The 26,011-nt window shown below is 40.9% G+C and carries 20 protein-coding genes; 3 read left to right on the top strand and 17 right to left on the bottom strand.

Annotation, left to right across the window (positions count from 1 at the left end):
* Window positions 1–4 precede the first annotated feature (4 nt).
* From J4N24_RS14975 to J4N24_RS14905, 15 genes are all read right to left on the bottom strand, one after another.
* Complete coding sequence (locus tag J4N24_RS14975) at window positions 5–826, bottom strand: SDR family NAD(P)-dependent oxidoreductase (protein ID WP_207534515.1); 822 nt, start codon at window positions 824–826, stop codon at window positions 5–7.
* A gap of 234 nt (window positions 827–1,060) precedes the next feature.
* Window positions 1,061–1,900: an AraC family transcriptional regulator gene (locus tag J4N24_RS14970; RefSeq protein WP_207534514.1), complete on the bottom strand. Its 840-nt coding sequence runs from the start codon at window positions 1,898–1,900 to the stop codon at window positions 1,061–1,063.
* A 34-nt stretch (window positions 1,901–1,934) separates the two neighbouring features.
* Window positions 1,935–2,807: an SDR family NAD(P)-dependent oxidoreductase gene (locus J4N24_RS14965; protein ID WP_207534513.1), complete on the bottom strand. Its 873-nt coding sequence runs from the start codon at window positions 2,805–2,807 to the stop codon at window positions 1,935–1,937.
* A gap of 113 nt (window positions 2,808–2,920) precedes the next feature.
* Window positions 2,921–3,817 (bottom strand): NmrA family NAD(P)-binding protein, encoded by an 897-nt coding sequence (locus tag J4N24_RS14960; protein WP_207534512.1) that lies wholly within the window; start codon window positions 3,815–3,817, stop codon window positions 2,921–2,923.
* Window positions 3,818–3,827: 10 nt separating this feature from the next.
* Window positions 3,828–4,754, bottom strand: a complete 927-nt coding sequence (locus J4N24_RS14955) for an alpha/beta fold hydrolase (RefSeq protein ID WP_242691640.1) — start codon at window positions 4,752–4,754, stop codon at window positions 3,828–3,830.
* 65 nt (window positions 4,755–4,819) lie between these two features.
* Window positions 4,820–5,383 carry a Crp/Fnr family transcriptional regulator gene (locus J4N24_RS14950; RefSeq protein ID WP_207534511.1) on the bottom strand — a complete coding sequence of 188 codons (564 nt, stop codon included), beginning with the start codon at window positions 5,381–5,383 and terminating at the stop codon, window positions 4,820–4,822.
* A 500-nt stretch (window positions 5,384–5,883) separates the two neighbouring features.
* Window positions 5,884–7,002 (bottom strand): acyltransferase family protein, encoded by a 1,119-nt coding sequence (locus tag J4N24_RS14945; RefSeq protein ID WP_207534510.1) that lies wholly within the window; start codon window positions 7,000–7,002, stop codon window positions 5,884–5,886.
* Window positions 7,003–7,074: 72 nt separating this feature from the next.
* On the bottom strand, window positions 7,075–8,619 hold the full coding sequence (locus tag J4N24_RS14940) for a DUF4832 domain-containing protein (RefSeq protein ID WP_207534509.1): 1,545 nt from the start codon (window positions 8,617–8,619) through the stop codon (window positions 7,075–7,077).
* Window positions 8,620–8,626: 7 nt separating this feature from the next.
* Window positions 8,627–8,779 (bottom strand): hypothetical protein, encoded by a 153-nt coding sequence (locus J4N24_RS14935; protein WP_207534508.1) that lies wholly within the window; start codon window positions 8,777–8,779, stop codon window positions 8,627–8,629.
* Window positions 8,763–10,112, bottom strand: a complete 1,350-nt coding sequence (locus J4N24_RS14930; protein ID WP_207534507.1) for a Gfo/Idh/MocA family protein — start codon at window positions 10,110–10,112, stop codon at window positions 8,763–8,765. Before J4N24_RS14930 ends, J4N24_RS14935 begins: the two co-directional genes overlap by 17 nt.
* A 212-nt stretch (window positions 10,113–10,324) precedes the next feature.
* Window positions 10,325–11,185 (bottom strand): PKD domain-containing protein, encoded by an 861-nt coding sequence (locus tag J4N24_RS14925; RefSeq protein ID WP_207534506.1) that lies wholly within the window; start codon window positions 11,183–11,185, stop codon window positions 10,325–10,327.
* A 23-nt stretch (window positions 11,186–11,208) separates the two neighbouring features.
* Entirely contained in the window at window positions 11,209–12,594 is a 1,386-nt protein-coding gene (locus J4N24_RS14920; protein ID WP_207534505.1) for a DUF4832 domain-containing protein, read from the bottom strand.
* A gap of 29 nt (window positions 12,595–12,623) precedes the next feature.
* Window positions 12,624–14,087, bottom strand: a complete 1,464-nt coding sequence (locus J4N24_RS14915; RefSeq protein WP_207534504.1) for a RagB/SusD family nutrient uptake outer membrane protein — start codon at window positions 14,085–14,087, stop codon at window positions 12,624–12,626.
* 22 nt (window positions 14,088–14,109) lie between these two features.
* Window positions 14,110–17,316 carry a SusC/RagA family TonB-linked outer membrane protein gene (locus J4N24_RS14910; RefSeq protein WP_207534503.1) on the bottom strand — a complete coding sequence of 1,069 codons (3,207 nt, stop codon included), beginning with the start codon at window positions 17,314–17,316 and terminating at the stop codon, window positions 14,110–14,112.
* 38 nt (window positions 17,317–17,354) lie between these two features.
* A complete protein-coding gene (locus J4N24_RS14905) occupies window positions 17,355–18,500 on the bottom strand; it encodes a phosphotransferase enzyme family protein (RefSeq protein ID WP_207534502.1) in 1,146 nt (381 codons plus the stop codon).
* An 862-nt stretch (window positions 18,501–19,362) separates the two neighbouring features.
* On the opposite strand from J4N24_RS14905, the gene J4N24_RS14900 reads away from it, so the two are divergent.
* Window positions 19,363–20,391 carry a LacI family DNA-binding transcriptional regulator gene (locus J4N24_RS14900; RefSeq protein ID WP_207534501.1) on the top strand — a complete coding sequence of 343 codons (1,029 nt, stop codon included), beginning with the start codon at window positions 19,363–19,365 and terminating at the stop codon, window positions 20,389–20,391.
* Between the two features lie 68 nt (window positions 20,392–20,459).
* Here J4N24_RS14900 and glmM read toward each other — a convergent pair whose 3' ends face one another.
* Both glmM and J4N24_RS14890 read right to left on the bottom strand, forming a co-directional pair.
* The gene (gene glmM / locus J4N24_RS14895) at window positions 20,460–21,857 is read right to left on the bottom strand and encodes a phosphoglucosamine mutase (protein ID WP_207534500.1); all 1,398 of its coding nucleotides are present in this window, start codon (window positions 21,855–21,857) and stop codon (window positions 20,460–20,462) included.
* A 13-nt stretch (window positions 21,858–21,870) separates the two neighbouring features.
* Window positions 21,871–23,007 carry a phosphotransferase enzyme family protein gene (locus J4N24_RS14890; protein WP_242691638.1) on the bottom strand — a complete coding sequence of 379 codons (1,137 nt, stop codon included), beginning with the start codon at window positions 23,005–23,007 and terminating at the stop codon, window positions 21,871–21,873.
* 419 nt (window positions 23,008–23,426) lie between these two features.
* Between J4N24_RS14890 and J4N24_RS14885 the strand changes: the two genes are divergently transcribed.
* Window positions 23,427–24,065 (top strand): carbohydrate-binding family 9-like protein, encoded by a 639-nt coding sequence (locus J4N24_RS14885; protein ID WP_207534499.1) that lies wholly within the window; start codon window positions 23,427–23,429, stop codon window positions 24,063–24,065.
* Window positions 24,066–24,089: 24 nt separating this feature from the next.
* Window positions 24,090–26,009, top strand: coding sequence for a glucosamine-6-phosphate deaminase (gene nagB / locus J4N24_RS14880; protein WP_207534498.1), 1,920 nt, complete (start codon window positions 24,090–24,092; stop codon window positions 26,007–26,009).
* The last annotated feature ends 2 nt before the right edge of the window (window positions 26,010–26,011 follow it).

Genomic DNA, 26,011 nt, shown 5'->3' with positions numbered 1-26,011 from the left:
GCAATCAACCATGTGCAGCTACAGCAACATCTTCCCATGCTTTCCAGGTGTCCAGTTTTTCCTGGTATACACGTTTTGTTTTACTGTAACCAATTTTGCCTAAGAAAAGACGTAAGGGCGGATTTTCTGCATCAATCAATTTTAGAATGGCAGGTACCGTAGCTTCAGGCTTGCCATAGTCATCAGGCTGCAGGCCCTCCGCTGTAGCCAGGCCGGCTTTGATAGTGTCATATGCAGCAATAGCTTTGCTCTGCACAGCTGATGCACCACCAAAATCAGTCGTATAACCGTTAGGCTCTACAAGCGTTACATTAATGCCAAATCCAGCTACTTCGGCAGCCAGTGCTTCGCTAAAGCCTTCTACCGCAAATTTGGTAGCATTGTATATACCTAATGTTGGTAATGACCATACTCCTAATACACTAGACAACTGAATAATATGTCCATGACGCTGTTCACGGAAGATGGGTAAGGCTGCTTGTGTAATCCATAATGTGCCGAATACATTGGCATTAAAGACGTCTTTGGTTTCATTCTCACTTGCTTCTTCCACTGCACCAAATACACCATATCCTGCATTGTTAATGACCACATCCAGACTTCCAAAATGACGATGCGCTTTATTTACGGCCTCAATGGCTGCTTCACGGTTGGTAATGTCTAAGGCAATTGGTAAAAAGCTGTCGCCGTATGTATCGCTAAGATCCTGTAGTCCGCTGATGTTGCGTGAGGTAGCAGCTACCTTATCGCCGCGTTTTAATAAGGCTTCTGCCCAAAGTTTTCCAAATCCTCTTGATGCTCCTGTAATAAAAATTGTCTTGCTCATGATGGTAATATTTTTTTTTGTTGTTTTTGATAGTTCAAAGGTGGGCTGATTTACACGGGATAAATAACCCGTTTGTCGGGAAGAATAGCACAGAATTACGAAAGCCTTAATTATGTTCTTTCTTTCTAAGTTTTAGCATAGGACGGCAACCCAAAGGTCTGTTCCGGGCAACCTACAAGGGAATTCAAAAATGAGCCTTAATGAATCAGGCAACCGTAGCAGGTATTTGATGAATTAATTACCTGGTCTGCCTGGAACTTCCACTTCGGGTGCCGGAAGCTTTGTCGGTGCATACCCAAAGTGTTTTTTGAAAGCGAAAGAGAAGTGGGAAATATTTTCAAATCCTGCCTCCAGATAAACTTCAATCGGCTTTCGGTTTTTTACTGATAATTCGTAATGGGCATGTTGAAGCCGCTTTTCGGTAAGCCATTTTTGAGGCGTGGTGCGGAAAGTTTTCCTGAAATCACGGTTAAAAGTAGCGATGCTTCGCCCCGTCAGGTAGCTGAACTTCTCGAGCGGCATATTAAACATGAAGTTCTTTTCCATAAATGCTGCCAGATTGATCTTCCCAGGTTCTGAAAAATCTGAGAGCAAAGTGTCAATATCGTTGTCCAGCGCGCGCAGGATACTGATACCTTCCTCAACTTTCAATGCGATGATCTCTTCAGGAAGGTCCTCATTCAGTTCAAAATAGGGTAGTAAGGAAGCAAAATAACTTTCAAGCAAAGGATGCGGATCAAATGTTCTGAGTTTAGTATTTGCGGATGCCCCCAATTTGAAAGATCTGTCCGCATAATAAGCGGCCAGCCGGTCAGGTTTAAACATAACTACTATCGATCGATACGGTTGTCCAACTTTACCCTTCTTGATCACAGAGCATAGCTGGTTACGTGGCATCATCAGGATATCCCCTGCCTCTAGTGTGTAGGTACGGTCTGCCTGCACAATTTTCATTTCGCCCGAGAATACCTTCATCAGTACATGGAATTCCGATACTACCTCTGTCTTGTAATACTTCTCATCTACACATGATAAGAGTATTTCTGCATGCGTATTTTGCTTCCTTTCCGTCATTGTTCAAATTTATAGCATCGCACCGCTGCTTTGTTTAGCTTTTCATAAAATCCGGGATAAGCGTCTGGCCCGCGAAATCAGCATATGCGGTAAGCTCTTTCCATTTCTCAGCTTCCTTCCAGGCTTTATCGGAGTTCTCCTTCACCAGGTGAAAGGCGTCGCTCCCCACCAAAAGATGCGGCGGAAGCTGGTCAGATTCACTCACCTTCAAAACGATTTGTGCCACTTTTTCGGGATCGCTGTTTTCGTTACCCCAGTAATTCTCCAGAAACTTTGTCGTAGCGCCTACTGTAGATTCGTATTCCGGCAGTAAATCAATAGGATCGGCAAAAGCCTTTTTTCCCCAGTTTGTCCGGATCCCACCGGGTTCCAGGGCCGTTACTTTTACGCCAAAGGCAGCAGTTTCCTGTGCGAGGCTTTCTGTAAAGCCGCCTACTGCCCATTTGGCGGCATGGTAAGCCGCATTGCCAGGTGTAGCCATCCTGCCACCTGCAGAAGATATCTGTATAATATGACCGCTTTTCTGTTTGCGCATGTAGGGTAATACCTCCCGGGTAAGCGTTACTACACCGAAAAAGCAGGTTTCCACCAGTTTTCGAAACTCATCTGCAGGTACCTGTTCAAACGGACGGTTATCACCATAGCCTGCGTTATTCACCAGCACATCTATACGGCCAAACTGACTAACTGCGACTTGTACTACATCGGCTGCCTGTTGCTCATTGTTAACGTCGAGTTCGGCAACCAGTAGCCGATCAGCATATTTAGCTTTAAGGCCGCTTAATTGGCCTATGTTCCTTGCCGTGGCAATTACAGTATGTCCCACAGTTAATGCAGCTTCGGTTATGCTGCGGCCAAGGCCATTACCGCTTCCGGTTACAAGCCACACTTTGTTTTCTGTATTCATAATTAAATCATTTTAAGCAAAGTTAGAGAGGCAACAACTGGCACGTTTTGTTCAGGATATCAATTTTGCTTTGTTCCAAATATCATTTACAATCTTAATCCGCAATACTCCTGTCATTTCACAAATGATTGTAGAAACGCTAATGATGGGGTCCAATCCAAGTTTTGGTAACGGTTGTTAGACAAGTTATGATGCTGAGTTGAAAACATCGAATACATATACTGGCTCTGCTGCCATTTTGCATACAATTCATGTTCTCCAGCAGGGTTATCTGCTCTTTGTTTTTTTATGAGTTCTGCAAAAGATGCCATGTCTGATATCTGCCGTAAGCTAAATTCTTCTCCAGTTATTTCCTTCACTTCAGCCCATAGCATGTTAGGACTGATCTGAAAACCTGCAATTTGCAAATCTCTTGGAGCATCATCGTCAAGGGCCACCTCTGCAGTAAAGGCAGCCGTGTTGTCCATGGTAGTAAAGTCTAACTTCCAACCGGCCTTGTCTCCCCAGTAACCGATACTCCTCTCCTTTAAGTTCAGTAAAGGAGTGTTATATTTTAGTATGTCAGCAAAAGCTCCATTGAATACAGAAGATGCTTTGATGGAAGTACTATCCAGATAAGCTTTAAAAGTTCTTCTCAAATCGAAGTTCCTGTTTTCACCTGGGACGAGATCATTGTAATCCGTACAAAAATCCGAAGGAATAAACCTTGGAACACCAGCCTTTAGCGCTCCGTCTAAAACCCTTTTTTGCAAATCCACAATCACATCAGCTAAGCCTGCCAGTGCCGAAACCACTACGTCCATGCCTTCACAAGCCTGCACAATTTCCTCAGTACTGTTCAAATCGATCTCTAGAACTCTAACCCCCAATTTAGAAAGCGCTTCTCTTTTCGCTGGGTCAGACGATTTTCTTACAATAGCAGAGACAGAGGCCTCTCTTTGTAGCGGTTCCCTGCATATTCTCCTTCCCAAGTTTCCCGTAGCACCCGCTACTAATACCATTTTTTCCATATTAATATGTTTAATTTTTATCCTTTGACAAGAAGTTCATCACGGCATCAATCACCTCAGCCGGCTTCTCTTCGTACAAATAATGTCCACTGTCTAATATTCCTATTACGCTTAAGTTTTTCGCAACGTAAGGCAATCCCATTTTCATGTAATTGTAACTCACATAGCTGGCAATCCCAAGTACAGGAATAGTAAGTTGGTTATAATGTTTTGAATCTTCTATATCCTGGGCAAATGCCTGATACCAGGCATTAGAAGCCCTTATACTATCAGTGTCATTATACGCTGCGGCGTAGACAGCCCTGTCAAATGCGCTCATCTTGTTTTCGTCAATCATTACATATTTAAAAAGGTAGTCGAGCAGCATTTCATAACGGCCTGCCAGCAGTTGCTCTGGTAATCCTTTCACCTGATTAAAACCCATCCACCAAGCGTATGGCATATTAGCGTCCATTTTCCCGCCAAATGTACCTGAGGATGGTATTAATGGCATTTGCAACATACCTTCACCAGGATGAGAACCGTCTAATACTATAAGCTTTTCTACGAATTCAGGATAGTTGAAAGCGAAGCTCATAGCCACCATTCCCCCAATATCATGCCCCATCATATTCACCGTTTCCAATTCAAGCTGCTTTACCAGTTCTAAGATATCTGTAGCCATGTTTTTTTTATCGTAACCTGATCCTGGCTTATCCGAACTTCCCATTCCACGGATGTCGACCACGATCACCTTAAATGATTTCGCAAGTTCAATGGCAATAGGATGGTAGGAAAACCAAGTTTGCGGCCAGCCCGGTAAACAAATAAGCGGTTCTCCTGAGCCTCCTTCTACGTAATGAAGTTTAACACCATTCACCGCAGCCGTTTTATTAACAAAGCCTGGCCATCTTTTAATTAGTTCTTCATCTGAAAATTGATCGATATTCTCCATCATTTGTATCTTTTTACAAATGTAGAGCGGTAGAAAGGCGAAAAAACTACCATAAGGTAGATAATGGATCACCTGATATTTCTGCGGATCCTGCTAAGTGCATTAGGGGTAATGCCAAGGATGGTAGCCAGTTGCTTAACCGGTATTTTCCTAATAAAGTCCTGGTTTTTTGAAAGCTCCAGATAGATCTGTTCGGCAGTTAAGGTTTGGTATTGCAGATTTTGATCGACTTGCCTGATGCACATTTCCTCCCAGATCTTCCTACCGAACTCCTGCCATACAGGAAATAGTTTATAAAGCTGATCCATTTCAATTTTGCTGATCACCAGAAGCTCGGTTTCCTCTATCGCCTCGATATTAAAGCGGGATGGAACCTGGTGGTGTAAGCTTGAAATCTCGGTAAAAAAGTCATTTTTAAAAAAGGCCCAGGATGTATGCTGCTCATCAAACTCTCCATAATAAAGGCGCAGGCCACCTGACCTTATATAAAAATATTGATTTGCAATTTGCCCCTTTCTCAATACAAGCGTTCCTTTTTTGATCACTTTCTCCTTGAACTTCACGAGAACATTTGTTAGATCATTATCACTAATAAGTACTCTGGCTCTTATGAAATCAGAAAAGTCTTTCATTTGAATTGTTATGTACGGAATTCCCTGGTATTGCGCGATTCCGGGCTTGTTATTTCTGCGAAGTAGTTAAGCAGTCAAAGATCTTAATTATTTTAATTTGATTTCCTATTATTCATGATATCTCAAATCGAAACGTCCTTCACGTAAGACTTGCTCCTTAAGTTAGTCAAATTTGCAGACCTGCCTACGGCGCTGTATTAACAAATTCATATCTACCTCCATTATTCAGATTTAGTAATCGAACTTTTCTATTCGACACTTTTTCAATCCTATAATTGGTCACGTTCAGCTGCAGACGATTCAACTGAGTTTCTATCCGCAACTCCACAGAAAGTTTATAACTGATTTTCTCAGGAACCTAGAATTTAAACCATTTTCAACCTTTAAAACCTTTACAGGAGGCTGAATATTTTCATCGAGTTTTGTCCGAATGAAAATCTGATCATAATCTCTGATATTACCTTTCAACTTCTCCAAATGGTGAGTAATAGCATCCTAACTTATACCTTAAAAAAGATTTTCTTCTTGTGTAGCCAATAGCATAGATACCATTCAATAAAAAGAGTGAGAATTGAGGAGATCAAAGCGATGCTGAAACTAGAAATAGAAAGAAAGGCTAAGCCTCCCACAAAAATTCTGACAATGCGATTGAGCCATTGTATACCAACTGTTTCAAAGAAGAGATAGATAAAAAGTGCGTTCATCCCCATTACAGAAAATATCCAGGAATACTTTCTGTAGTCACAGACATCCACAAACCAGTAACAAAAAGCAACAGCAATTAAAACCCAGCCACCAGAAACAAGCACAAAAGAACTTGTACTTATTCGCTTAATAATGGGGGTAATTGAGAAAAAATCGAGTCCATAACCTAAAATAAGCCCCGTAATACTGCCTACTAGTAATACTTGAATTTTTTCTTTCGATCTTTTTTCCGACAGCAGTATTCGCCCACAAAGCGCTCCCCAGATAGTATGAGCTGCAGTTGGAATAAAATTTATAGCAACCCATCCATCAGAATTAACCTTGCCCATCAACAGAAGATCGAAATACGTACCAAAATTATGTTGAGGCTGGAAGGGCTCATCAAAGCCGGTAGGCCCGCACCATCTATATAGAAATTCCGTTGAAACCAGGAGAAGCATTGAAATCGAAAGTTGAACGGCGTGAGATTCTCGAATTATCAGAAAAGCAATCAGAGTGGTAACTGATAGCTGTGTGAGTACGTTCCAAAGCTCCCAAACTAATTTTCCCGCATACACACAATGTAGAGCTACGCCGAAGAAAAATAGTTTAAGGCACCGAAGAAAAACCGTTTTGCCGTTTGCAGTCCAACTCAGGCCTTTTTCGGATTTTGCTTTCCAGGAAGCATACAACGCTACCCCTGCTATCAGCATGAAGCCCGGTTGAACCAGATCCCAAAGCCTTAAGCCATGCCAGGGATGATGAAAAAACTGATCAATGATGCCGGTGGCTAAAGTAGATGTAATTTGATCTTTAAGTGAGGTGTATAATAAGCAGCTTTCTGCTGCCAGCAAAATCATAATGCCGCCCCGCAACACATCAATAGAAGCAATTCTCGAAACTCTAGGAATTGTCGCTGAATCCGGTTTAACCATACCAAAAAACTAGGAAATATATCATCAGGAATATTATATCAAATACTAGAAAAAAATTTCTCGATAACCCTACTACTTTACTTTCATTGCGTGGTTCAGCCTGTTCAGTCCCGAGCTTTCCTCCCACAAACCTTCATTAGCCAAACGAACACTATACTCCGGACGATTCTGCAAACTCGTATAGCCATCTGGCATTCCTAAAAACAAATCATAATCGCCGTTCTTTATCTCCTTTGGCAACCTCACAGATTCTCGCAGAAAAACTTCGCCCGGATACCATTTCTGGATACGAGTTTGTAGCTCTATTCTGTAAATACTTCCATCCTTACTATCTCTGAGAACTAATTGAACCGGCCGGGGATTATAAGGAGAAGCAAAACCTGTATTTTTTAACTGAACGTCAATCTTCACTTTCTTTCCTGCTTTCACTGCAGTTGGAAGTTTGGCTTGTTTAAGGACGATGCGATAGCCAAGGCGTTTTTTTATCTCTATCATACATCCCTGCCCTTCCCAATCGTTATTCACCAAATTATTATAACTTACATTTAAGAAACTGTAGTGCATTGCCGCCATTTCCTTCATTGCATGTCCATAAGGTTCACAGTCGTTCTGAGGACTGAACGTGTCGTCGCATGTTTCTCCGCCTACTGCTAAATATTTGCTTTCTGCCTCGAGATATTTTCTCAAGATGAGGTTTGTTGATTGTAGTCTACCAGAAGAATTACCGTAGTCGGTATAAGTTCCATAATCATCTGAGCTAGCAAGGAAACAATCATTATGAAAGGCAATTCTTGAGGTACTACTCCTATCAAATGCCTTTTTTAAGGCAGAAGGTTTTTTACTAACCGGAGCATTAGGGCCAGACAAAAAACGTTGTCTGATTTGCGGGGTTCGAACCTGTACCATTCGCTGCTGAGGAACTGCGTCCAGCAAAGCCATTAAAACTTCATTTCTGTCATTCCAGCTACTATCCGGAACAAATCCCCGCCCATTTGCAGATGGATCTCCAAAATAATCTGTATAGAAGTTTTCGCCCCAGATACCGATAAATCCTTCCTGAACGACTGCTATGACGTCTGAATTCTGTTGGATTAAAGGTTTTAGTTGAGCAATGTGATTCAGGACAACCTCCTTCGGCGCATCACCATATGGCGGGCATATCGCTTTATCAGGACAATCACCATTTTTGCTCTTATCCGTATAAGAAAACCTGAGTACGATTTTCAGGCCGGCCGACCTTACCGCATCAAAATCCTTTTGTAACTTTTCCAGAAACTGTGATGAGATTGGCTTGTCTCTGAAATCAGTTAGAAGATATCCCCGATAAACTAAACTTATCCAGGTAGAATAATCAGCACTGGCTTTTGCAGAATAAACTGTGCGTAGTTTTTTAAGCTTTTCTACGGACAGCTCTCCGACTGGCTCTGCTGCAGGAAAATAAAAACCCCGTTCCGGATTTGGAATGTCATCTCTGCTCTCACTGTAGATTAATGTCTTAACCTGTGCGAATCCCGTAAGGTGAAAGAAGAACGCCATAAAAACTATCGAAATAAGAATTGCTTTTCGATTGATCATCCTGTTCCCTTTCTCAATATTTTTGCAGCGTTCCTCTTTCATGATTTTTTTATGGTGTTGGAGCATTTGTGGATGAAACTTCATCAGCACCTTTTTCTACCCGGTTATTTAACAATCTTGTTCCTCCGTCAATATCCAGTTCGCCCAAAGCTGTTGTAAAAGAAAATTTTTTTATTGTCCTCCGGCTAAAAACCGCTGTCATTTAAAGCAAAAGTGTTCTTCATTGTCTTCCATTTGCCTCTTGTAAAGTCAGGAAAGTCTTGGGGCATGTTTCCTTCCGTGATGGACTTAGCCGATAAAGGAAGTATGGCACTCATTGTCACCGAGTCATAAACATCGATAGGGGTTTGTCTTTTTTGTTTTATCGCTTCCACAAATCCATTAAAAACAAACCAATCCATTCCCCCATGTCCCGCTCCTTCGGCTTGTTTCTCATACTTTTTCCATAGAGGATGGTCGTACTTTTTAAGCCATTCTTCCGCAGGATCCCAAACATCTTCATTTTTTGACTTTCCTTCAATGTAGATTGATTGATTTGCGTCAGTCCACAAACCTTCTGTACCCTGGACTCGAAAACCGAGGGAATATGGCCGGGGTAGATGGGTATCATGTTGGATACTTAAAGTTTCACCATTAGCACAATTTAATAACGTAGTGGTAATGTCACCATTCTTAAAATTGACGCTTGCGTTCTTATGACCAGGTGATAGCTTATTCACATAACTTGACAAGCCCTTAGCTTTGGAGGAAAAGGAAACGAGGTTTGTAATCCGATTTCCCCGGTTAATGTTGATAAAAGGCATTAATGGCCCTAAGCCGTGTGTAGGATAAATATCTCCTACCATATCAATATTATGCTGGGTTCTCCATTGCGCTTCACCTATAGATTTATCCGGACCAAATTCCACCCCATGTCCATAAAAATGCGCTCCGTCGTTAAAAAGAACCGGTCTTAAATCATGCTGATATCCTCCCTCTAAGTGTACTAGCTCGCCAAAAAGATTTTGACGGGCCATATTTAGCACAGCCATAACATCCCGACGATAGCAAACATTCTCCAGCGTCATATAAGACATACCTGTCTTTTCTGAAACATTGACGATATTCCAGTGATCCTCTAAAGTTAAGCCTGCAAGCACCTCGCAGCCTACGTATTTTCCTGCTTGCATCGCATCTACCGCCTGATCATGATGAAAAGTCCAGGGAGTAGCAATGATAACTCCTTCTATTTCCTTCATTTCAAGCATTCTCTTATAAGCATCTACCCCTCCAGTAAATTCCTTGGGCAGTTTTTTACCCGCCTGCTGAAATTGCTCTCTGCATAACTTCAATGAGCTTTCCTGTGTATCGCAGATGGCTACAATTTCCACATCATCCCTTAAAAGGCCTTCCGAAATATGATTTCGCCCTCTAAGGCCTACTCCTATGTATCCCAGTTTTACTTTCGATTTACTCATGCCGAAAGTAATGGAAGGAAGAATAGCAAATCCGGCTGCCGCCATCGTGCTATTTTTTATAAAACTTCTTCTGTGCATTGATTCTAAAATTGTAATTTTCGGGCGATTGATTGTAATCCGCTGATCGTTAAAGAAATGAACCGTTAACTAAATTGAGTGATAAGGATGAACAGGAACTCGTTGACAATTACGCCTTAAACTATTGTGACTCTTATCTCTGTTCATTATCTCTTATCACCTCTGTTCAAAAAACAACCAAATGTATAGCCTCTTTTAATCTGCAACGTTTATTACAACGCAATCTTTCCAAAGGCAGACGTTGGTGTTTGGAAAGTAGGAAGGCTTCCTACAGCAGCCCAACCTGAAGTAAGTTCTGTTATCGAATAATTTACGAAGCCCTTAAGATTTGTACCTAATTTCGACCGCTTCACGGAGAATTCAATTATATTCTTTCCTCCCACTGTTTTGATCTGGGAGTAACTTAGGACATCGGAAAAAGAAGCAACCGGAGTAAAAGCAAACTCGGTTGGCGCACCAGTATGTTTGAACATATCTCCCCAGCCGTCTTTAAAGCTTCCTTCCAACAGAAATTCAGAACCGGAACCCATTGGATATTGCCAGGTATTAAAACCAGTTGCTGTATTATTGTCTACATCGAGATATAAATCGAAAATCTCCATTTTCATGTCAGTGGTTCCTTCGAGGTAGAAATTGATGCTATTATCCGTAGCAAAGGTTTTCATTGCCAAGAGATTACCACCGGCACTGGCAGCATTAGTATGAGAATAGCTCACATTTTCCCAATCTTTGAAATCTCCATCAATTTTAATGTTGGGACCGAGGATGGTAACTGTATCGGAAAATACACTAGATTCATTCCCGTTTTTAGCAGTTAGTGTGACAAGAAACTTGCCTTTGCTCTTGAATACGTGCTGCGGATATTTTTTTGTTGAGGTCTCGTTAGAACCATCGTTAAATTCCCAGATATATTCCGTTGCATTTCTCGAGAAATTTGTAAAATTCACCTGAAAACCGTCAGCCACATAGCTAAAAACAGCCTTTGTATCACTACCTGTTTCTTCCTTTTTACAAGAGCCAGCAATAAGCACGATGACTACCGCACAGATTGATAAAATAAAGTTCGTTCTCATTTAATTGTTGTAAATCGTAAACACTACTTAATTTGTAAGCTTGACAAAAGATTGTTCATTCCTCCATTCTCTTCCGTCCATGTATTTTTATTTGCCATTCTAACAGAATACTCTGCCCTGGCTTTTAATCGATCAGATTGATCAGCAATTTTTAGATATAGCGCATACTCACCTGCAGGTATTCCAGCCAGACTTAGATTTTCCACAATAGAGGCTGTGGCTAAAGGCTTACAGTCCCTTATGTCATAGTTTAATTTAATCTCAGAATAACTTCCTGTAGTTTTATTTTTCAATACAAGGCTCGTAACCTTCTTATTATATGCAGGAGCATATCCGTTGTTTGTTATATCAACAGCGAAAGGATATGAGCTATTTACAGTGGCAGTGGTGGGTAATTTGGAATTTACCAAAGCAAGGCGATATCCCAGTCCTCTTTCGAATTCCTCAAAGCAACCTGACGCTTTCCATGCGCTTAGCGTTGGCTGGTAGTAATCCGTGTTGATATAAGTCCATCTCAGAAGCTTCATCTGATTACGCCCCTCCAGGCAGTTAGGTGAAAAGCCCCCAAGCGGAGGACAAGTCTCACCGCCAACCGGCACGTACAATCCTTCACTACTGATATACTGCTTCTCAGCCCCTACATTGCTATAAGTTCCATAATCATCGGTGCTTGATAAAAAACAGTCGTTGTGATGCCCAACACGCGCGATATCTGTTCCCCCAAACCCCTGCTCTTTTGTTAAAGCGGAGGTGGTGTTATATACCTGCTGTTTATAACGAGGAGTACGCACCTGAAGAAGGATCTCCTTTGGAAACGCTGATAGTAATTTGGTTAATACAGCGCGTTCATTCTCGGTTGTAGCCAAACCATTACTAGAGCTGTGCCATTCTCCCCAGGCGCCGATAAAGCCAGCCTGTACAAATGCGATCACATCTTTATTTATATCGACGATGCTTTTTAGCTGATCAATGTGCTGTTCTACTATAGAAAGCGGAGCATCAGTGCCGTTAATATCATCCGTGTAAGCAAATCTAATCACACCCTTAAGTCCCGCCTCGCGAAGTTTATCAAGGTCGGTTTGAATCAAATTAAGTATTGGCTGATCGAGTTGCTTGTTTTTGTACAGATTTAAATAAAAGACACGAACAACCAAAGTGATATTCTGGCTTCTAAAAGTTTTTAGCTGAGTGAGATTTAAACCGGTACCGTCAGAATAGGTAGGAATTGTTTTTGTAAATCCTCTCTCTGGATTGGGAAAAATATCATAAGAGATCTCATAATTCAATTTAGTCTCTTCTTCCTCTTTCTGCGCGGGACTATTTTTCTTACAGGAGGTTACCCATCCCATTATGCACATTGTCACTACTCCCAGAAGTAACCTTTTATAATAATTTGAATCCGTTGCCATTGCTTTTATATTAAATTCGCAATAAAATACTAGTTATAACCTGGATTTTGAATAAATTTCCCTTTACCCTCCGCAATTCTTGCGGGTGAAAACGGGAAAAGGACTTTATGAGGAGCTGTAAAATTTGAACCTTTTACTTGCTGAGTGCGGGAAACAAACTTTCCATGTCTGATTAGGTCAGCTCGATATTGGCCATTCTCACACCAGAACTCATGGCTTCTTTCCAGTAATATCAAATCATTGAAGGCTGGAAGTGCACTATAATTAGCAAGCTGCTTATCTCCAAGGTCGGCTCTTTTTCTCACCATGTTCACCAGATTCATAGCCTCTTGATTAGGACCTGAAATGTTAGCAATCGCCTCAGCTTTTGACAATAAGACGTCTGCATAGCGATACATAATGATATCTACCGTTGTAAGTCCGGTGGTACGCTCCGCATCCGGATGAATTTTTAGCGGAATAGGACCATAATTCATTAAACTTCCAGGATTTGTCCTGCTGTAAGTAATACCATCCGTACCAGTAAACTCTGCAATCAGCCTTGTCTTTCGTTTGTCGTTACTTTCAAAACTATCGTAGAAATACCAGGTACTTTGGATGGTTCCGAAACCACCTTTAGGAGCAAACACCGCAGGAAGCACCATCAGTTGCCATTGATTTTCGCTAGTGCCGGCATAGTCGCAAGGAATGGCCCAAATCACTTCCTTGCTATTTTTAGCGCCATCAAGATTCCACATTCCTGCATAATCGGCGTCAAGGCTATAATACTGATATGCGATGATGTCATTGCTTAAGGCTAAAACCTTATCCCATTTCTTCTCGTGCAGGTTTAAACGGATTTGAATCATTTTCGCTAAAGCCTTATTGAAGCGCCCATATTCAGCTTCCGAGGGTGCTGGAAGTCCATCAGCAGCAGCAATGAGATCAGCTTCAATAAAATCTACGGTTTCCTGGCTTGTCAATCGGGCAAGTGGCTCCTCTTTTAATGGATTTTGTAAAAGCTCTAAAGGTGCTATTACCAGCGGACCGTAAAGATCAAATAGGGTATAGGCCAGAAGCCCCCGGGCACAGCGTACTTCTGCAATAGCTCTTTTCTTTAGAGACTCAGAAACTGTTGACTTCTCGATTTGATCGATAGTAACAGTCATACGGCTTATCTTATTGTAAAAATCATCATAATACCGGGTGAAAGGGGCATCTTCGGGCCTGTAATTATGGAGGGTGGCCTTTTGCTGGTCTCCATAGGGGCCGTAAAGAATTTCAGTGGTAGCATCTGAAATGAACATCACTCCTTTTTCTGATGTAGAAAAAATACCATCACTATAGGCGCCCCTAAGAGGATAATAAGCTGCATTAACCATGGCCTGAATATCAGACTCTGACTTAGGGAATATAGCTGGATTTATCTCGGAGTAATCAATCGAAACAAGGTCTTCTGTGCAGCTACCCAGTAACAACACTATAGACGTTAGTGCAAATAGAAATTTTTTCATTTTCTTTTTATTATGGATAGGACTAAAAACTTAAGTTAAGACCTACTGTATATGTACGAATGTTCGGATAAGCTGCAGTGTAAGAATCTGTTTCCGGATCAACACCTTTATAAGGCGTAATGACAAATAAATTTTGTGCATCAACATGTACTCTGGCTGAACTAAATACTCCTTTCAATAACCTTGTAGGTAAATTGTATCCCAGCGAAACATTTTGCAAACGAACAAACCAGGCATCCTGCATGAAAAAGTCGCCAACGGCACCAGTTGGAGAAAAGCCCCAGAATGAACTTGGATTGGTTGTAGATGGGTTCGTTGGTGTCCAACGGTCTTTTATTGACCTTAAGCCACCATATCCCTGTGCTTCAATGCCATAAGCACTAAAACCATACGTTACATAATTAGGATCGGCCATTTTTCGTCCAAAAAGTCCATTGAAATCAAAGTTTAAACTGAAATTTTTGTACGTCAGAATATTTGTTAAACCAGCCATTAAACTTGGATCTGTTGTTCCTTCCATCCGTTGGTCCGCAGCATCAATAATTCCGTCAGGAGAACCCGTTCTCAGAAATCTTCCATTTCCATCTACAGCAGGGTTTCCATTTGCATCCCGAACATAGCCATCCAAGTCTTTGATCTTAATCATACCAGGCATGAGACCCGGTTGAGAAGCAGGAACGGGATCACCTGTCTGAAGTATTCCATCAGCAATGTAAGTATATCTTGCTCTTATCGGATCTTTCTCACTCTGGTAAACTAACGGCTTCCAGTCTGGGGCTCTTTCCAACCAGGTGTCTTTGTACCTTGAAAGATTTAACATCGTCCGCCAGGAGAAATTCCTCCTTTGAATGTTCCTTGTATTGATGCTAAATTCAACTCCTCGGCTTCTTGTTTTACCAACATTTGCTATAATAGAGCTAACTTCCTGATAGGAATTAAGAGGCTTGGTATCAAGCAAATCAGAAATTACATTATTAAAGAGCTCGAAAGATCCTTCCACACGGCCATTAAATAAAGAATAGTCGACTCCGAGGTTGGCACCAGTAGTCGTTTCCCATTTCAAGTCAGGATTTTCAAGTCGGGAAAGGGCTACTCCAATCTGGCGGGTTTCTTCTCCGCTTAACCACGCTGGAAACGCACTATAAGCAGCAAAAGCATTACTGTTTATCTGAGCATTACCTGTCTGGCCATAACTTAACCTAAGTTTTAATTGAGATACTACGTTCTTTATACCGCTAAAAAATGGTTCTTCCACCACGTTCCAGGCAACGGCTGCCGATGGGAACGTTCCCCACTTATTATTTCTTGCAAATACGCTGGCTCCGTCTGTACGAAGGGTGAACGTAAGCAGATATTTGCTTTTGTAGTTATAATTAACCCGGCCGAAATAAGAGGCAATAACATTCTCAGGCCCGTAAGATGATGGTGTTTGAAGATTGCTTCCAGCCCCAAGGTTGTTCCAAAGAAAAGCATCGGTGATAAATCCGGTACTGCCAGTCGAACTAAAGCGATTGATGAATTTTTGTTGCGAAACACCTCCCAATAAATCTATTTTATGGCCTCCCAGCACTTTTGAATAATTCGCTGTTGCCTCCAACAAGTAATCATCCTTATCAAGATTTGAAACAGAAGCTCTTCCATTTTCGAGCTTACCAGCTACAGTAGTGGTTGGAATATAAGTCTCACGTTTTGAGTATCCGCGGTCCACTCCAGCTTTAAGCTTAACTACCATACCCTTGAACGGAGTAATATCAACGTAGGAGTTTAACAGCATCCGTTCAATTCTTCCCTGGTCTGCTATAGTAAGCAGCGAATAAGGATTTGGCTGTAAAGCAAGGTCCGGATTAATCGGATAATTACCGTTTTCGTCCAGGGCAGGAATATGAGGCCCCTGCTGAATTGAAGCACGAATAACACCTGAGTTTTCAAATTGATCTCCGCCTAGCTGACTATTATTATTGTCTATGCGGCTAGCTGTCATATTTACACCCAGCTTCAGGTATTTATTGATCTCCTGATCTACGTTAGCGCGAAATGAATAGCGTTTAAATCCGGAATTTTTAACCACCCCATCCTGATTATAATAGTTCCCTGACAGGAGGTAACGTGTACTTTTAGTTCCGCCGGAAGCGGTAAGGTTGTGCTGCTTAGTTGAACCGTTTCGCATTACCAGATCCATCCAATTCGTTCCTTCACCAACATTATCAATCGCTTTTTGAGTATAGGGATTTCCAGGATATACTACAGGCTCACTTCTCGACGCTAATGACGCTACAGTTTCAGTTCCGTATGGAAAAACCTTGTTATCCCACATCCATTTTTCGTATTTCGCCTCGTTTCTTACCTGCATCCATTCATTCAGAGGCAATACATCGAAGGAGTTATTATACTTTTGGAAGGAAAAGTTATTCATGTAATCAATTTTCGGCTTTCCTTCTGCTCCCCGTTTCGTAGTAATTAAAATTACCCCGTTTGCTGCTCTTGATCCGTAAATAGCTGTTGCACTGGCGTCTTTTAATACTTCAATAGACTCAATATCATTAGGATTAAAAGAGTTCAGAATACTTTGAGTACCGCCGTTGTAACGATTCCCGCTTCCTGGTTGCTGCAAATCTGATATTGGAAATCCATCTACAACAAATAATGGCTGATTGCTAGCGTTAATAGAGCCGGCGCCCCGTACAAGAATATCGAGCCCTCCTCCTGGCTGTGCACTATTTTGGCGGATTGTTAATCCCGGTACTTTACCTTTTAGCATATTGCCAATTTCTGGCCCTGAAGACATCACCAGATCACTTGTTTTAACCGAAGAAATTGCTGCAGTAAGGTCCCTTTTCTTCTGGGTTCCATAACCTACTACTACTACCTCATTTAAATTTGTATTAGACTCCTGCAAACGAATGGTTAACGCTGCCTCACTGCCTATTGTAACTTCCTTCGCCTCAAATCCCACCATTTTAAATACCAACACATCTCCTTCTTTAGCAGTAATTGAGAATTTACCCTGGTTGTTAGTTGAAGTAGCAACCTTGGAATTTTTAACAGATACAGAAACGCCAGGCAGCGTCATCCCATTAGGGTCAAGGACAGTTCCAGTAATTGTAACTTGTTGACTGATGCCAACAGTATTTCTTACGCCACTTTTTGCAGCTGCATCTGAATACTGCAAACTCGCAAGCAGTAAGAAAGCGTAAAAGAGTTTTTTGTTGAGTAAATAACTACAGTCCATAATATTTTTTATTTGGCGAATTCTTAATTCATGAATATTTAATTTGTACCTACACTCACTGTCCCGATATTTTTCTTTCCTACATTATTAGCCGCCGCAGTGGTTAATATTTGCTCCAGTGTTGCTTGTTGCTCTTCAAGTTTTCTTAAGAGCTGAAACTGGGTCCGGGCCCTTATCAGGTTATGCTCGGGATAGGTTGTTTTGAAATACTTATCCCCGTCTAAATAATCCGTAAGAAACCTCACTCCCTGCATGTAAGGCAAAAGCAATACGCCGAGAGAAAGAGATTCTACTTCCTTTGGAGAGAGAAATTCTCCTGCTTCTTCTAAATATCCTTCTGCATAGGCTGCGAAAAGAGGTATATTAATTTGAATTTTATCAAGATCTGCTTCATCCTCATTAGCGGTATTGATTATTGTTCTGATGGCATCCCCAAAGTCATACGCTACTAGACCAGGCATAACGGTATCAAAGTCTATTACGCATTGAACCTTGTTATTTTCATCAAATAGCACATTATTGAATTTCGTATCATTGTGCGTTACCCGTTGAGGTATAAGGCCATACTCTCCCCAATTAAAAATTATTGACATCGCATCTTCACGATCTTTAATAAAAAGGGCTTCCTGGGTAATACTGCCAGCACGGCCGGCTACGTCTTCTTTCAAAGCCGTGTAGTAATCGCGCAGCCTCTTTTTAATGTTATGAAAATCTATGATTGTTTCCTTTAATAAGGCAACATCCATATCCGAAAGTAGCAGCTGGAAGTTTCCAAAAGCCCGACCTCCCTCATAGGCCTGCTTCTCGGTTGTTACCAAATCATAACTCTTAGTTCCCGGAATGAAAACATACAAGCGCCAGAAGGAACCGTCCGCTTCCATATGAAAAAGTTCATCACTTTTAGTGGGAACTAGAGTAAGAACTTTACGATCAGATGCTGTCTTCTTTTTAAGATGAGCGATAATAAGATCGACATTTTTCATTAATCCTGAAACATCCTTAAATACATGGTGATTGATACGCTGCAGCAGGTAATCATCATAACCGACACTTTTATTTTTTACAAAAAAAGTATCATTAATAAGACCAGAGCCATAAGGATGTATCTCGGCCGCCTGCCCATCAATCTGGAACTGCTCGAGTATTGACTCTACTTTTAAATTACTTAATTCCTTTGACCCCATTTTATAATATTTATAAACTTTGTGCACGCACACTCTTTATCTTAGGATTTATTTAAACCTCCTATCGTAAAGATAGTGTTTGCGCACACACTTTTAAAACTATTTTTGATATTTTTTTTATTTAACCCAAAAAATACAGACAAACCCGAATATTAATAGGATAAAAACAACATTCTGATATAAAACAACCAGGCATCAGATAGATAATCGAGCGTTTTATCAAAACCAGTAAATATTTAAATAAGAATTCACCTCCAAAATGAATCCAACTCCAGTTTCAACAACAAATAGATAAAGAAATAAAAAAACATTGCACTCAAGGGGTCAGAATCAGTATTGAAAACCTTAAAAAATGCAAAAAGCCAATGCCACTGCACAAAATCATTAAAGTTAAAAGATCAGCTGAAAAATACTTGAGCTAAGAAATCATTCATTTTATAGCACTTCATTAATTATGTTAGTTTATATTAAGGCAATTGCATGCCCTACCTTGGTTAGTTATTCTTATTGTAAATCTAGCATTTTACTCAGGAGAAGCTATGAAATTCAGCGCTGTAAGATTGCGCAAACGTTTGAGAAAACTTACTGAAGTTTCGCATCAGAAAAGGAGAATGCTAAGCAGACTGATGGATAGATAAGGTGGGCGAGCCTCAGAAGGAGCTTTATAACTACCGGAAATAGTTTAAAGTGGATCAATAAAAAGATTCGGCACGCATGGTCTCAAACAAGCCCTTATTGCCTCTAAATACTAGCGCAAACGATTGATTTTTCAAAGATGTTCCGATATTACTCCAAATAGATTACTTTCAAGCTTTATTAATAACTACACGGGGCATTCCTGTCTTCTTCAACACCCTTTATCATGTCAGAGAAACCAACAACGATCAAAGAAATTGCGCAAATCCTTAAAATTTCCACTTCTACGGTATCCAGAGCTTTGCATGATCATCCCAGCATTGGAAAAGAAACTAGGGCAAAAGTTAAGAAGCTGGCGAAAGACCTGAATTACGAACCAAATCAAACAGCCATTTTCTTTCAAAAGGGCAAAACTTATACGATTGGTGTAATACTACCCGAGCTTTCGGAAGTATTTTTCTCCTCGGCCATCAGTGCAATTGAGGAAGCCGCTTATAACAGAAACTATACCGTATTACTTGCACAATCGCACGACAATGAGATTAAAGAAAAACAATTGGTTGAAAAGATGAAGAACCATCGGGTAGACGGACTTCTTGTTTCTATTTCTAAAAACACAAAATCATTTGAGCATTTCGAATCATTGAAAAAATACAATATTCCAATTGTGTTTTTTGACCGTATTCCCCAGATTCAAAACATTCATTATGTAGCTTGTAACATGGAAACAGGAACAGTGGAGGCAGTGAACTATCTTTTAAAAAAAGGACACCGGACTATCGGGTTGATAAACGGGCCAACAACACTACTGGCAAGTAAAGAACGGAAAGAAGGTTTTATAAAAGCCATGTCGAAAAACCGGCTTAAGTTTGACCCAACACTGGTAGTAAATTGCGACCTTACTGAACAAGGCACGGTAGAGGCGATGGAGTACCTCCTAAAAAATAAAAGGAAACCTACTGCAATTGTAACTTTTAACGATTATGTAGCCCTTTATGCTATTAAATACGCTCGTTTGAAAAAACTTGAAATTGGGAAAGATGTGGAGTTTGTAAGTTATGCAAATCTTCCACTGATAGATTATATGGATTATAAACCGGTCGCGTCTGTGGAGCAGTTCCCGACACTTCAGGCCCAAAAAGCTACTGATACTTTGCTGGATCTAATAAGTCAACGGAGTGATAGCCAGGAGATACAAGCGTTTTATAAAGTAATTATTGAATCACAACTGGTAGAGAATACAAAGAACAACTAGGTTCTTGTAAAAACAAAACCGGAGGAATTTCTTCTCTCCGGCTCCCATTATATTGACTATATTAGAAGCTAAACGATCTCTATTTGATTATTAACCTTCATAAGTTCTTCATAGAAAGAATCTACAAAGCTATCAAGCCCCTCCTTAGTGTCGGATTCGGCGTAAAGCCTGATAATCGGCTCCGTATTAGACTTCCTTAAATGAACCCACTTTTTCCCGAATTGAATTTTTAAACCATCGATAGTAGAAGGGTTGAGATGAAGATATTTCAGATGCATCTCGGTGAGAAGAAGTTCCGGGTCAAGCCCTTCCTGTAATACTATTTTCCGCTTTGCCATATAATATCGCGGGTAGGAATCCCTTAATTTTGAAATACTTGTATTTTGTGTAGCAAGGTGACTTAAAAATAATGCTATTCCAACCAAAGCATCTCTTCCATAGTGTAGTTCGGGATAAATGACACCACCATTACCTTCCCCTCCTATAATAGCATTTACTTCTTTCATTTTTGCCACCACATTCACCTCTCCTACTGCAGCTGCTGCATAAGTACAATTTTTTTTAGAGGTAATGTCTTCGAGAGCTTGTGTAGATGAAAGATTAGAAACGGTACTACCCGGAGTTTTACCTAAAACATAATCTGAGATTGCCACAAGCGTGTACTCTTCTCCAAACATCGACCCGTCCTCGCAAACAAAGCACAGGCGATCCACGTCGGGATCAACAGCTATTCCCAAAGCAGACCCGGTTTCTACAACTTTTTTCGAAAGATCTACGAGATGTTCTGGTAATGGTTCGGGATTGTGAGGGAAGTTACCATCAGGCGTGCAATGAATTTGATGGGTTTCCTTCACCCCCAGTGCTTGTAGTAGCGGCGGCACAAAAATTCCTCCAACAGAATTCACACTATCCACAGTTATTCTAAAACCCGCCGCTTTTATAGCATCTACATCTACAAGGGGCAGAGCAAGTATCTTTTGGATATGTTTTTCTAAATAAAAATCATCGGTAATCACCTTTCCTAATTCATCAACCTCTGCAAAAGTAAATTGCTCGCTCTCTGCTATTGCCAGAAGCTCTTTTCCATCCGCATCACTTATAAATTCTCCTGCAGAGTTGAGCAACTTCAGCGCATTCCACTGCTTTGGATTGTGACTAGCAGTTATTATAATGCCTCCTCCAGCTTTTTCATCCGGCACTGCAATCTCGACTGTCGGTGTAGCTGAAAGACCTAGATCGACAACATCAATCCCCATCCCAACTAAGGTATTGACAATCAGATCACGGACCATGGGACCGGAAATTCTTGCATCTCTGCCAATTACAATTTTTTTGTTTCCTGTTTTATTCAATACCCATTGTCCGAATGCTGCTGCAAATTTGACAACGTCTATGGGAGTTAGTGCGTTACCCGACTCACCTCCTATTGTTCCCCTGATGCCGGAGATCGATTTAATCAAAGTCATATTTATTCGAGTTTTAGACTGCTTTTTCTTTCATTAATATTTCAGCTTCTTCCTCGATTATTCCGGCGAGGTAATCGTAACTTTCTTCCAGCTTCTTCACCAGCTGGATCTGCGCCAGCGTCCGTTCGAGGTTATGCTTTTCTGACCGGACTTTGTAGTAGCAATCTCCATCAAGATAATCGGTAAGAAAGCGAACAGCTTGCATATATGGCAACAGCAAAACACCATCCATCAGCGACTTTAGTTCTTCTTCCTCCAGAAAGTGTATCGCCTGAGAAAGATATCCGCGGGTATAAGCGCGGAACAGTGGAGAGTTTAACCTGATCTTCTCCAGGTCCCTTTCATCTTCTCCAGCTGAATTGATTATGGTACGAATTGCGTCGCCAAAATCGTAAGCCGAGTAGCCTGCCATTACTGTATCCAGATCCACTACGCATTGAACCCTGCCGTCTTTACTGAATAGAATATTATTAAACTTGGTATCGCTATGAATAACTCGTTTAGGGATTCTACCAGCATTTCCCAGCAATAGTATTTTTTTCATTCTCTCTTCTCTTTCGCTTATAAAAAGAAGTTCAGTGGAAATCTCTTTAGCTCGCTGCACAGGATCTTTAGTAAACGCTGCGTAAAGCTGTTCCAGGCGAACACTGATGTTATGAAAGTTCGGAATACTATCTACAATTTCCGAAACCTCGAGATCTGATAGTAAAAACTGGAATTGTCCGAATGCAAGTCCGCCCTCAAATGCCTGTTGCTCCGTTTCTACTTTGTCGAAGCTCATGGTATTCGGGATATAATGAAAAATCCGCCAATAGTCGCCTGTAATATCTTGGTAATAACTGGCGCCATTTTTCGTCATAACCACTTGCAATACTTTACCACGAGCCTCTTCATGGGCACCAAGCTTCTGCCAGATATGAGACGTTACGTTCACTATATTTTGCATTAAAGCCGGTACATCCTTAAATATCCGACTGTTAATTTTCTGCAATAAATACAGGGGAGAATCTGAGGGGCTATATTTTACTGAGTATGTATCATTAATAAGTCCCGACCCAAGCGGGACAACCGTTCTACAGGTATCCTCGATCCAAAAATTCGATAAAATTTCCTGGAAATCATATTTCACATAAACGCCTGCTTGCATCATAATCTTAATTATATTCTTAGTTTTTCCATCATTCAAGTGGAATCTGATGCAATTATTGAAATTAAAATTTGCGTTGACGGCAAAATGCACTGAGCAAGCGGTTGCGTAAGAAGGAGGGAGCTTTTGATTTAAAATAGAAATACAAGTCTTAAATGAGCAAAAAAAGGCGGGCTAAACGAGCTTCATCTCCTCAAGACTTATAAGCATAGAAGAAATGAGCGCAATTGATTGATATCTCCCCCCAATTTCTCTCTGTTCTAAGCGCAACCTTTCTCTTTTTTCAAGCTTTATTCCTACAATAATCCTAGTTACATCACTTATAAGATTACTTGCAAACGTTTGCGCTTCGCCATCCCGATTTTATCATCCTATAATTAAATACCTTCGATTTAGAATCTCACAGAAACGGTTTTTGATCCATGAAAAAAATCAATATTTCACTTTTGCCAGAGCACTTGATTACTTTAAAAGAAACTTCCAATTATCTCGACACGCTTGAGAAGAATGAGATTAAAGAAGTGTCATGGCAGGAATATCCATATTCTCCCAACACTTCTTTTAGTGTAGCTTATACTAAAAACGCAATAGCATTAAAGTATTATGTGCAGGAGAAGGCAATAAAGGCCCTTAATATTTATTCAAACCAGCCGGTGTATGAAGATAGTTGCGTAGAGTTTTTTATAGCTTTTAACGATGAGTTGGAATACTATAATATCGAATTTAACTGCACAGGAACATGTTGTGCAGGTTTTGGAAAGGAAAAGAATTCAAGAAAAAAGATTTCAGATCGTAATATTGAAAAGATAAGGCATGAAACCTGGATTAGATCAAAAGGAATCTTAGAGGGAGATATTTATTGGGAACTAACAGTGCTTATTCCACTCTCTGTTTTTCAATTCCATACTCTGGGAAACCTTCTTAATAGCAAATGCAAGGTTAACTTCTACAAATGTGGCGATCATCTTCCTGAACCCCATTTTCTAAGCTGGACACGAATCAATAATCCTACACCGAATTTTCACATGCCCGAATACTTTGGGCTCGCTCATTTTAATTAATAAGAATCATAAGATAAACAGCATATGGCCAGATTGAATCTTTTAGAAGAGACACGGTTTGAAAAGTTACCTGTCTCTATTTATCCAAATAAAAAGCTTGCATCAAAAACCGTTGCAGCAAGGATTGCCGAAATAATTCAAACAAAACAAAAAAATAACCAGCAGGCGGTACTAGGCCTGGCCACAGGGGTTACTCCGCTGGATGTTTACCGGGAACTGGTTCGGTTGCATAAAGAAGAAGGATTAAGTTTTAGAAACGTGATTACTTTCAACCTGGATGAGTATTATCCTATGCAGCCAGACGCAGAACAAAGCTACGTGCGATTTATGCACGAAAACCTCTTCAACCACATTGACATAGATCCGGAGAACATCAATATTCCAAACGGCACTATCAGTCAGGAGGAAATTAACGATTATTGTTTAGCCTACGAGAGCAAAATTAATGATCTTGGGGGTTTAGATGTACAGATTTTGGGCATTGGCAGAACGGGACACATCGGTTTTAACGAGCCAGGTTCAGCACCGAATTCCGGTACTCGTATTGTAACCCTTCATGACTTAACCAGGAGAGATGCTGCTCATGATTTTGGAGGGAAAGCTTATGTTCCAACCAAAGCTGTTACCATGGGAATCGGGACGATCTTTAAGGCTAAAGAGATTATTTTAATGGCCTGGAGCGGCAAGAAAGCGTCGATAATTAAAAAAGCTGTTGAAGGTGAAATATCATCAGAAGTACCTGCTACTTACCTTCAGCTTTCTGATAATGTTGAATTTGTTTTGGACCAGGAGGCCGCAGCAGACCTTACACGCTTCAATACCCCGTGGTTGGTGAAGGATGTTCAATGGGACGAAAAGACCATCAAAAAAGCAGTTATCTGGCTCGCAAAAACGCTTGGAAAACCTATCCTTAAACTGACAGAGGAGGATTATAACAACAATGGAATGGCGCAGATTGTAACAGAGATGGGGCCAGCCTACGACGTAAATATCAGGATTTTCAATTGTATTCAACACACTATTACCGGTTGGCCAGGAGGAAAACCTAACGCAGACGACTCTCAGCGGCCGGAAAGAAGAAATCCGGCTAAAAAACGTGTGCTACTATTCTCTCCTCATCCGGATGACGATGTGATTTCAATGGGAGGAACTTTTATCAGACTAGCCGATCATGGTCATGAGGTACACGTTGCCTATCAAACCTCCGGCAATACCGCAGTATGGGATGACGATGTATTAAGGTTTGTAGAGTTTGCGATAGACTTTGCTAAATCTCAAAACGACGATACAATAAAGCTGGAGAAGGATTATTTAAACATGAAGGAATTTTTCGGTGGTAAGTTACCCAACCAGGAAGACCTGAAAGAGATCCAGAAAATTAAAGGACTGATAAGAAAGGGAGAAGCGATTGCAGGAGCACGTTTTGCTGGCGTAGGTGATGAACGCATCCACTTCATGGACTTGCCTTTCTATGATAGAACTAAAAGGCAAAAGAGTATTAGTTACGAGGATGACATCCTCCAAACGATCGAGCTTCTTCGTAAAGTAAAGCCTCATCAGGTTTACGCTGCCGGCGATTTTGCAGATCCTCATGGTACGCATAAGATTTGCTTTGACATTATTCTTGAGGCTTTGAAGCGACTAAAGGAGACAGAAGAATGGGTAAAAGACTGCTGGCTTTGGTTATACAGGGGCGCATGGCACGAGTTTGAAGTGCATGAAATTGAAATGGCAGTTCCTTTGTCTCCCGAGGAAGTAGAACGTAAGCGCCTTGCCATCTTCAAACATCAGTCGCAAAAAGACCGTCCTGTGTTTCCTGGAGATGACTCCCGGGAATTTTGGGTTCGGGCAGAGCACAGAACAAGCGAAACTGCAAAATGCTATAATCAGCTGGGTTTAGCTGAATATGAAGCGATAGAAGCATTTATTAAATACTCATATTGAAG

This window comes from Desertivirga arenae (assembly GCF_017355785.1).
GTDB classification, from domain to species: Bacteria; Bacteroidota; Bacteroidia; order Sphingobacteriales; family Sphingobacteriaceae; genus Desertivirga; species Desertivirga arenae.
The sequence above is the reverse complement of the archived record's forward strand: the minus strand, read 5'-3'. Positions and strand labels throughout refer to the sequence as shown.

Coding starts and splice junctions, on each gene's coding strand:
- J4N24_RS14975 (WP_207534515.1), bottom strand. CDS start 826: ATGAGCAAGACAATTTTTATTACAGGAGCATCAAGAGGATTTGGAAAA.
- J4N24_RS14970 (WP_207534514.1), bottom strand. CDS start 1,900: ATGACGGAAAGGAAGCAAAATACGCATGCAGAAATACTCTTATCATGT.
- J4N24_RS14965 (WP_207534513.1), bottom strand. CDS start 2,807: ATGAATACAGAAAACAAAGTGTGGCTTGTAACCGGAAGCGGTAATGGC.
- J4N24_RS14960 (WP_207534512.1), bottom strand. CDS start 3,817: ATGGAAAAAATGGTATTAGTAGCGGGTGCTACGGGAAACTTGGGAAGG.
- J4N24_RS14955 (WP_242691640.1), bottom strand. CDS start 4,754: ATGATGGAGAATATCGATCAATTTTCAGATGAAGAACTAATTAAAAGA.
- J4N24_RS14950 (WP_207534511.1), bottom strand. CDS start 5,383: ATGAAAGACTTTTCTGATTTCATAAGAGCCAGAGTACTTATTAGTGAT.
- J4N24_RS14945 (WP_207534510.1), bottom strand. CDS start 7,002: ATGGTTAAACCGGATTCAGCGACAATTCCTAGAGTTTCGAGAATTGCT.
- J4N24_RS14940 (WP_207534509.1), bottom strand. CDS start 8,619: ATGAAAGAGGAACGCTGCAAAAATATTGAGAAAGGGAACAGGATGATC.
- J4N24_RS14935 (WP_207534508.1), bottom strand. CDS start 8,779: ATGACAGCGGTTTTTAGCCGGAGGACAATAAAAAAATTTTCTTTTACA.
- J4N24_RS14930 (WP_207534507.1), bottom strand. CDS start 10,112: ATGCACAGAAGAAGTTTTATAAAAAATAGCACGATGGCGGCAGCCGGA.
- J4N24_RS14925 (WP_207534506.1), bottom strand. CDS start 11,185: ATGAGAACGAACTTTATTTTATCAATCTGTGCGGTAGTCATCGTGCTT.
- J4N24_RS14920 (WP_207534505.1), bottom strand. CDS start 12,594: ATGGCAACGGATTCAAATTATTATAAAAGGTTACTTCTGGGAGTAGTG.
- J4N24_RS14915 (WP_207534504.1), bottom strand. CDS start 14,087: ATGAAAAAATTTCTATTTGCACTAACGTCTATAGTGTTGTTACTGGGT.
- J4N24_RS14910 (WP_207534503.1), bottom strand. CDS start 17,316: ATGGACTGTAGTTATTTACTCAACAAAAAACTCTTTTACGCTTTCTTA.
- J4N24_RS14905 (WP_207534502.1), bottom strand. CDS start 18,500: ATGGGGTCAAAGGAATTAAGTAATTTAAAAGTAGAGTCAATACTCGAG.
- J4N24_RS14900 (WP_207534501.1), top strand. CDS start 19,363: ATGTCAGAGAAACCAACAACGATCAAAGAAATTGCGCAAATCCTTAAA.
- glmM (WP_207534500.1), bottom strand. CDS start 21,857: ATGACTTTGATTAAATCGATCTCCGGCATCAGGGGAACAATAGGAGGT.
- J4N24_RS14890 (WP_242691638.1), bottom strand. CDS start 23,007: ATGATGCAAGCAGGCGTTTATGTGAAATATGATTTCCAGGAAATTTTA.
- J4N24_RS14885 (WP_207534499.1), top strand. CDS start 23,427: ATGAAAAAAATCAATATTTCACTTTTGCCAGAGCACTTGATTACTTTA.
- nagB (WP_207534498.1), top strand. CDS start 24,090: ATGGCCAGATTGAATCTTTTAGAAGAGACACGGTTTGAAAAGTTACCT.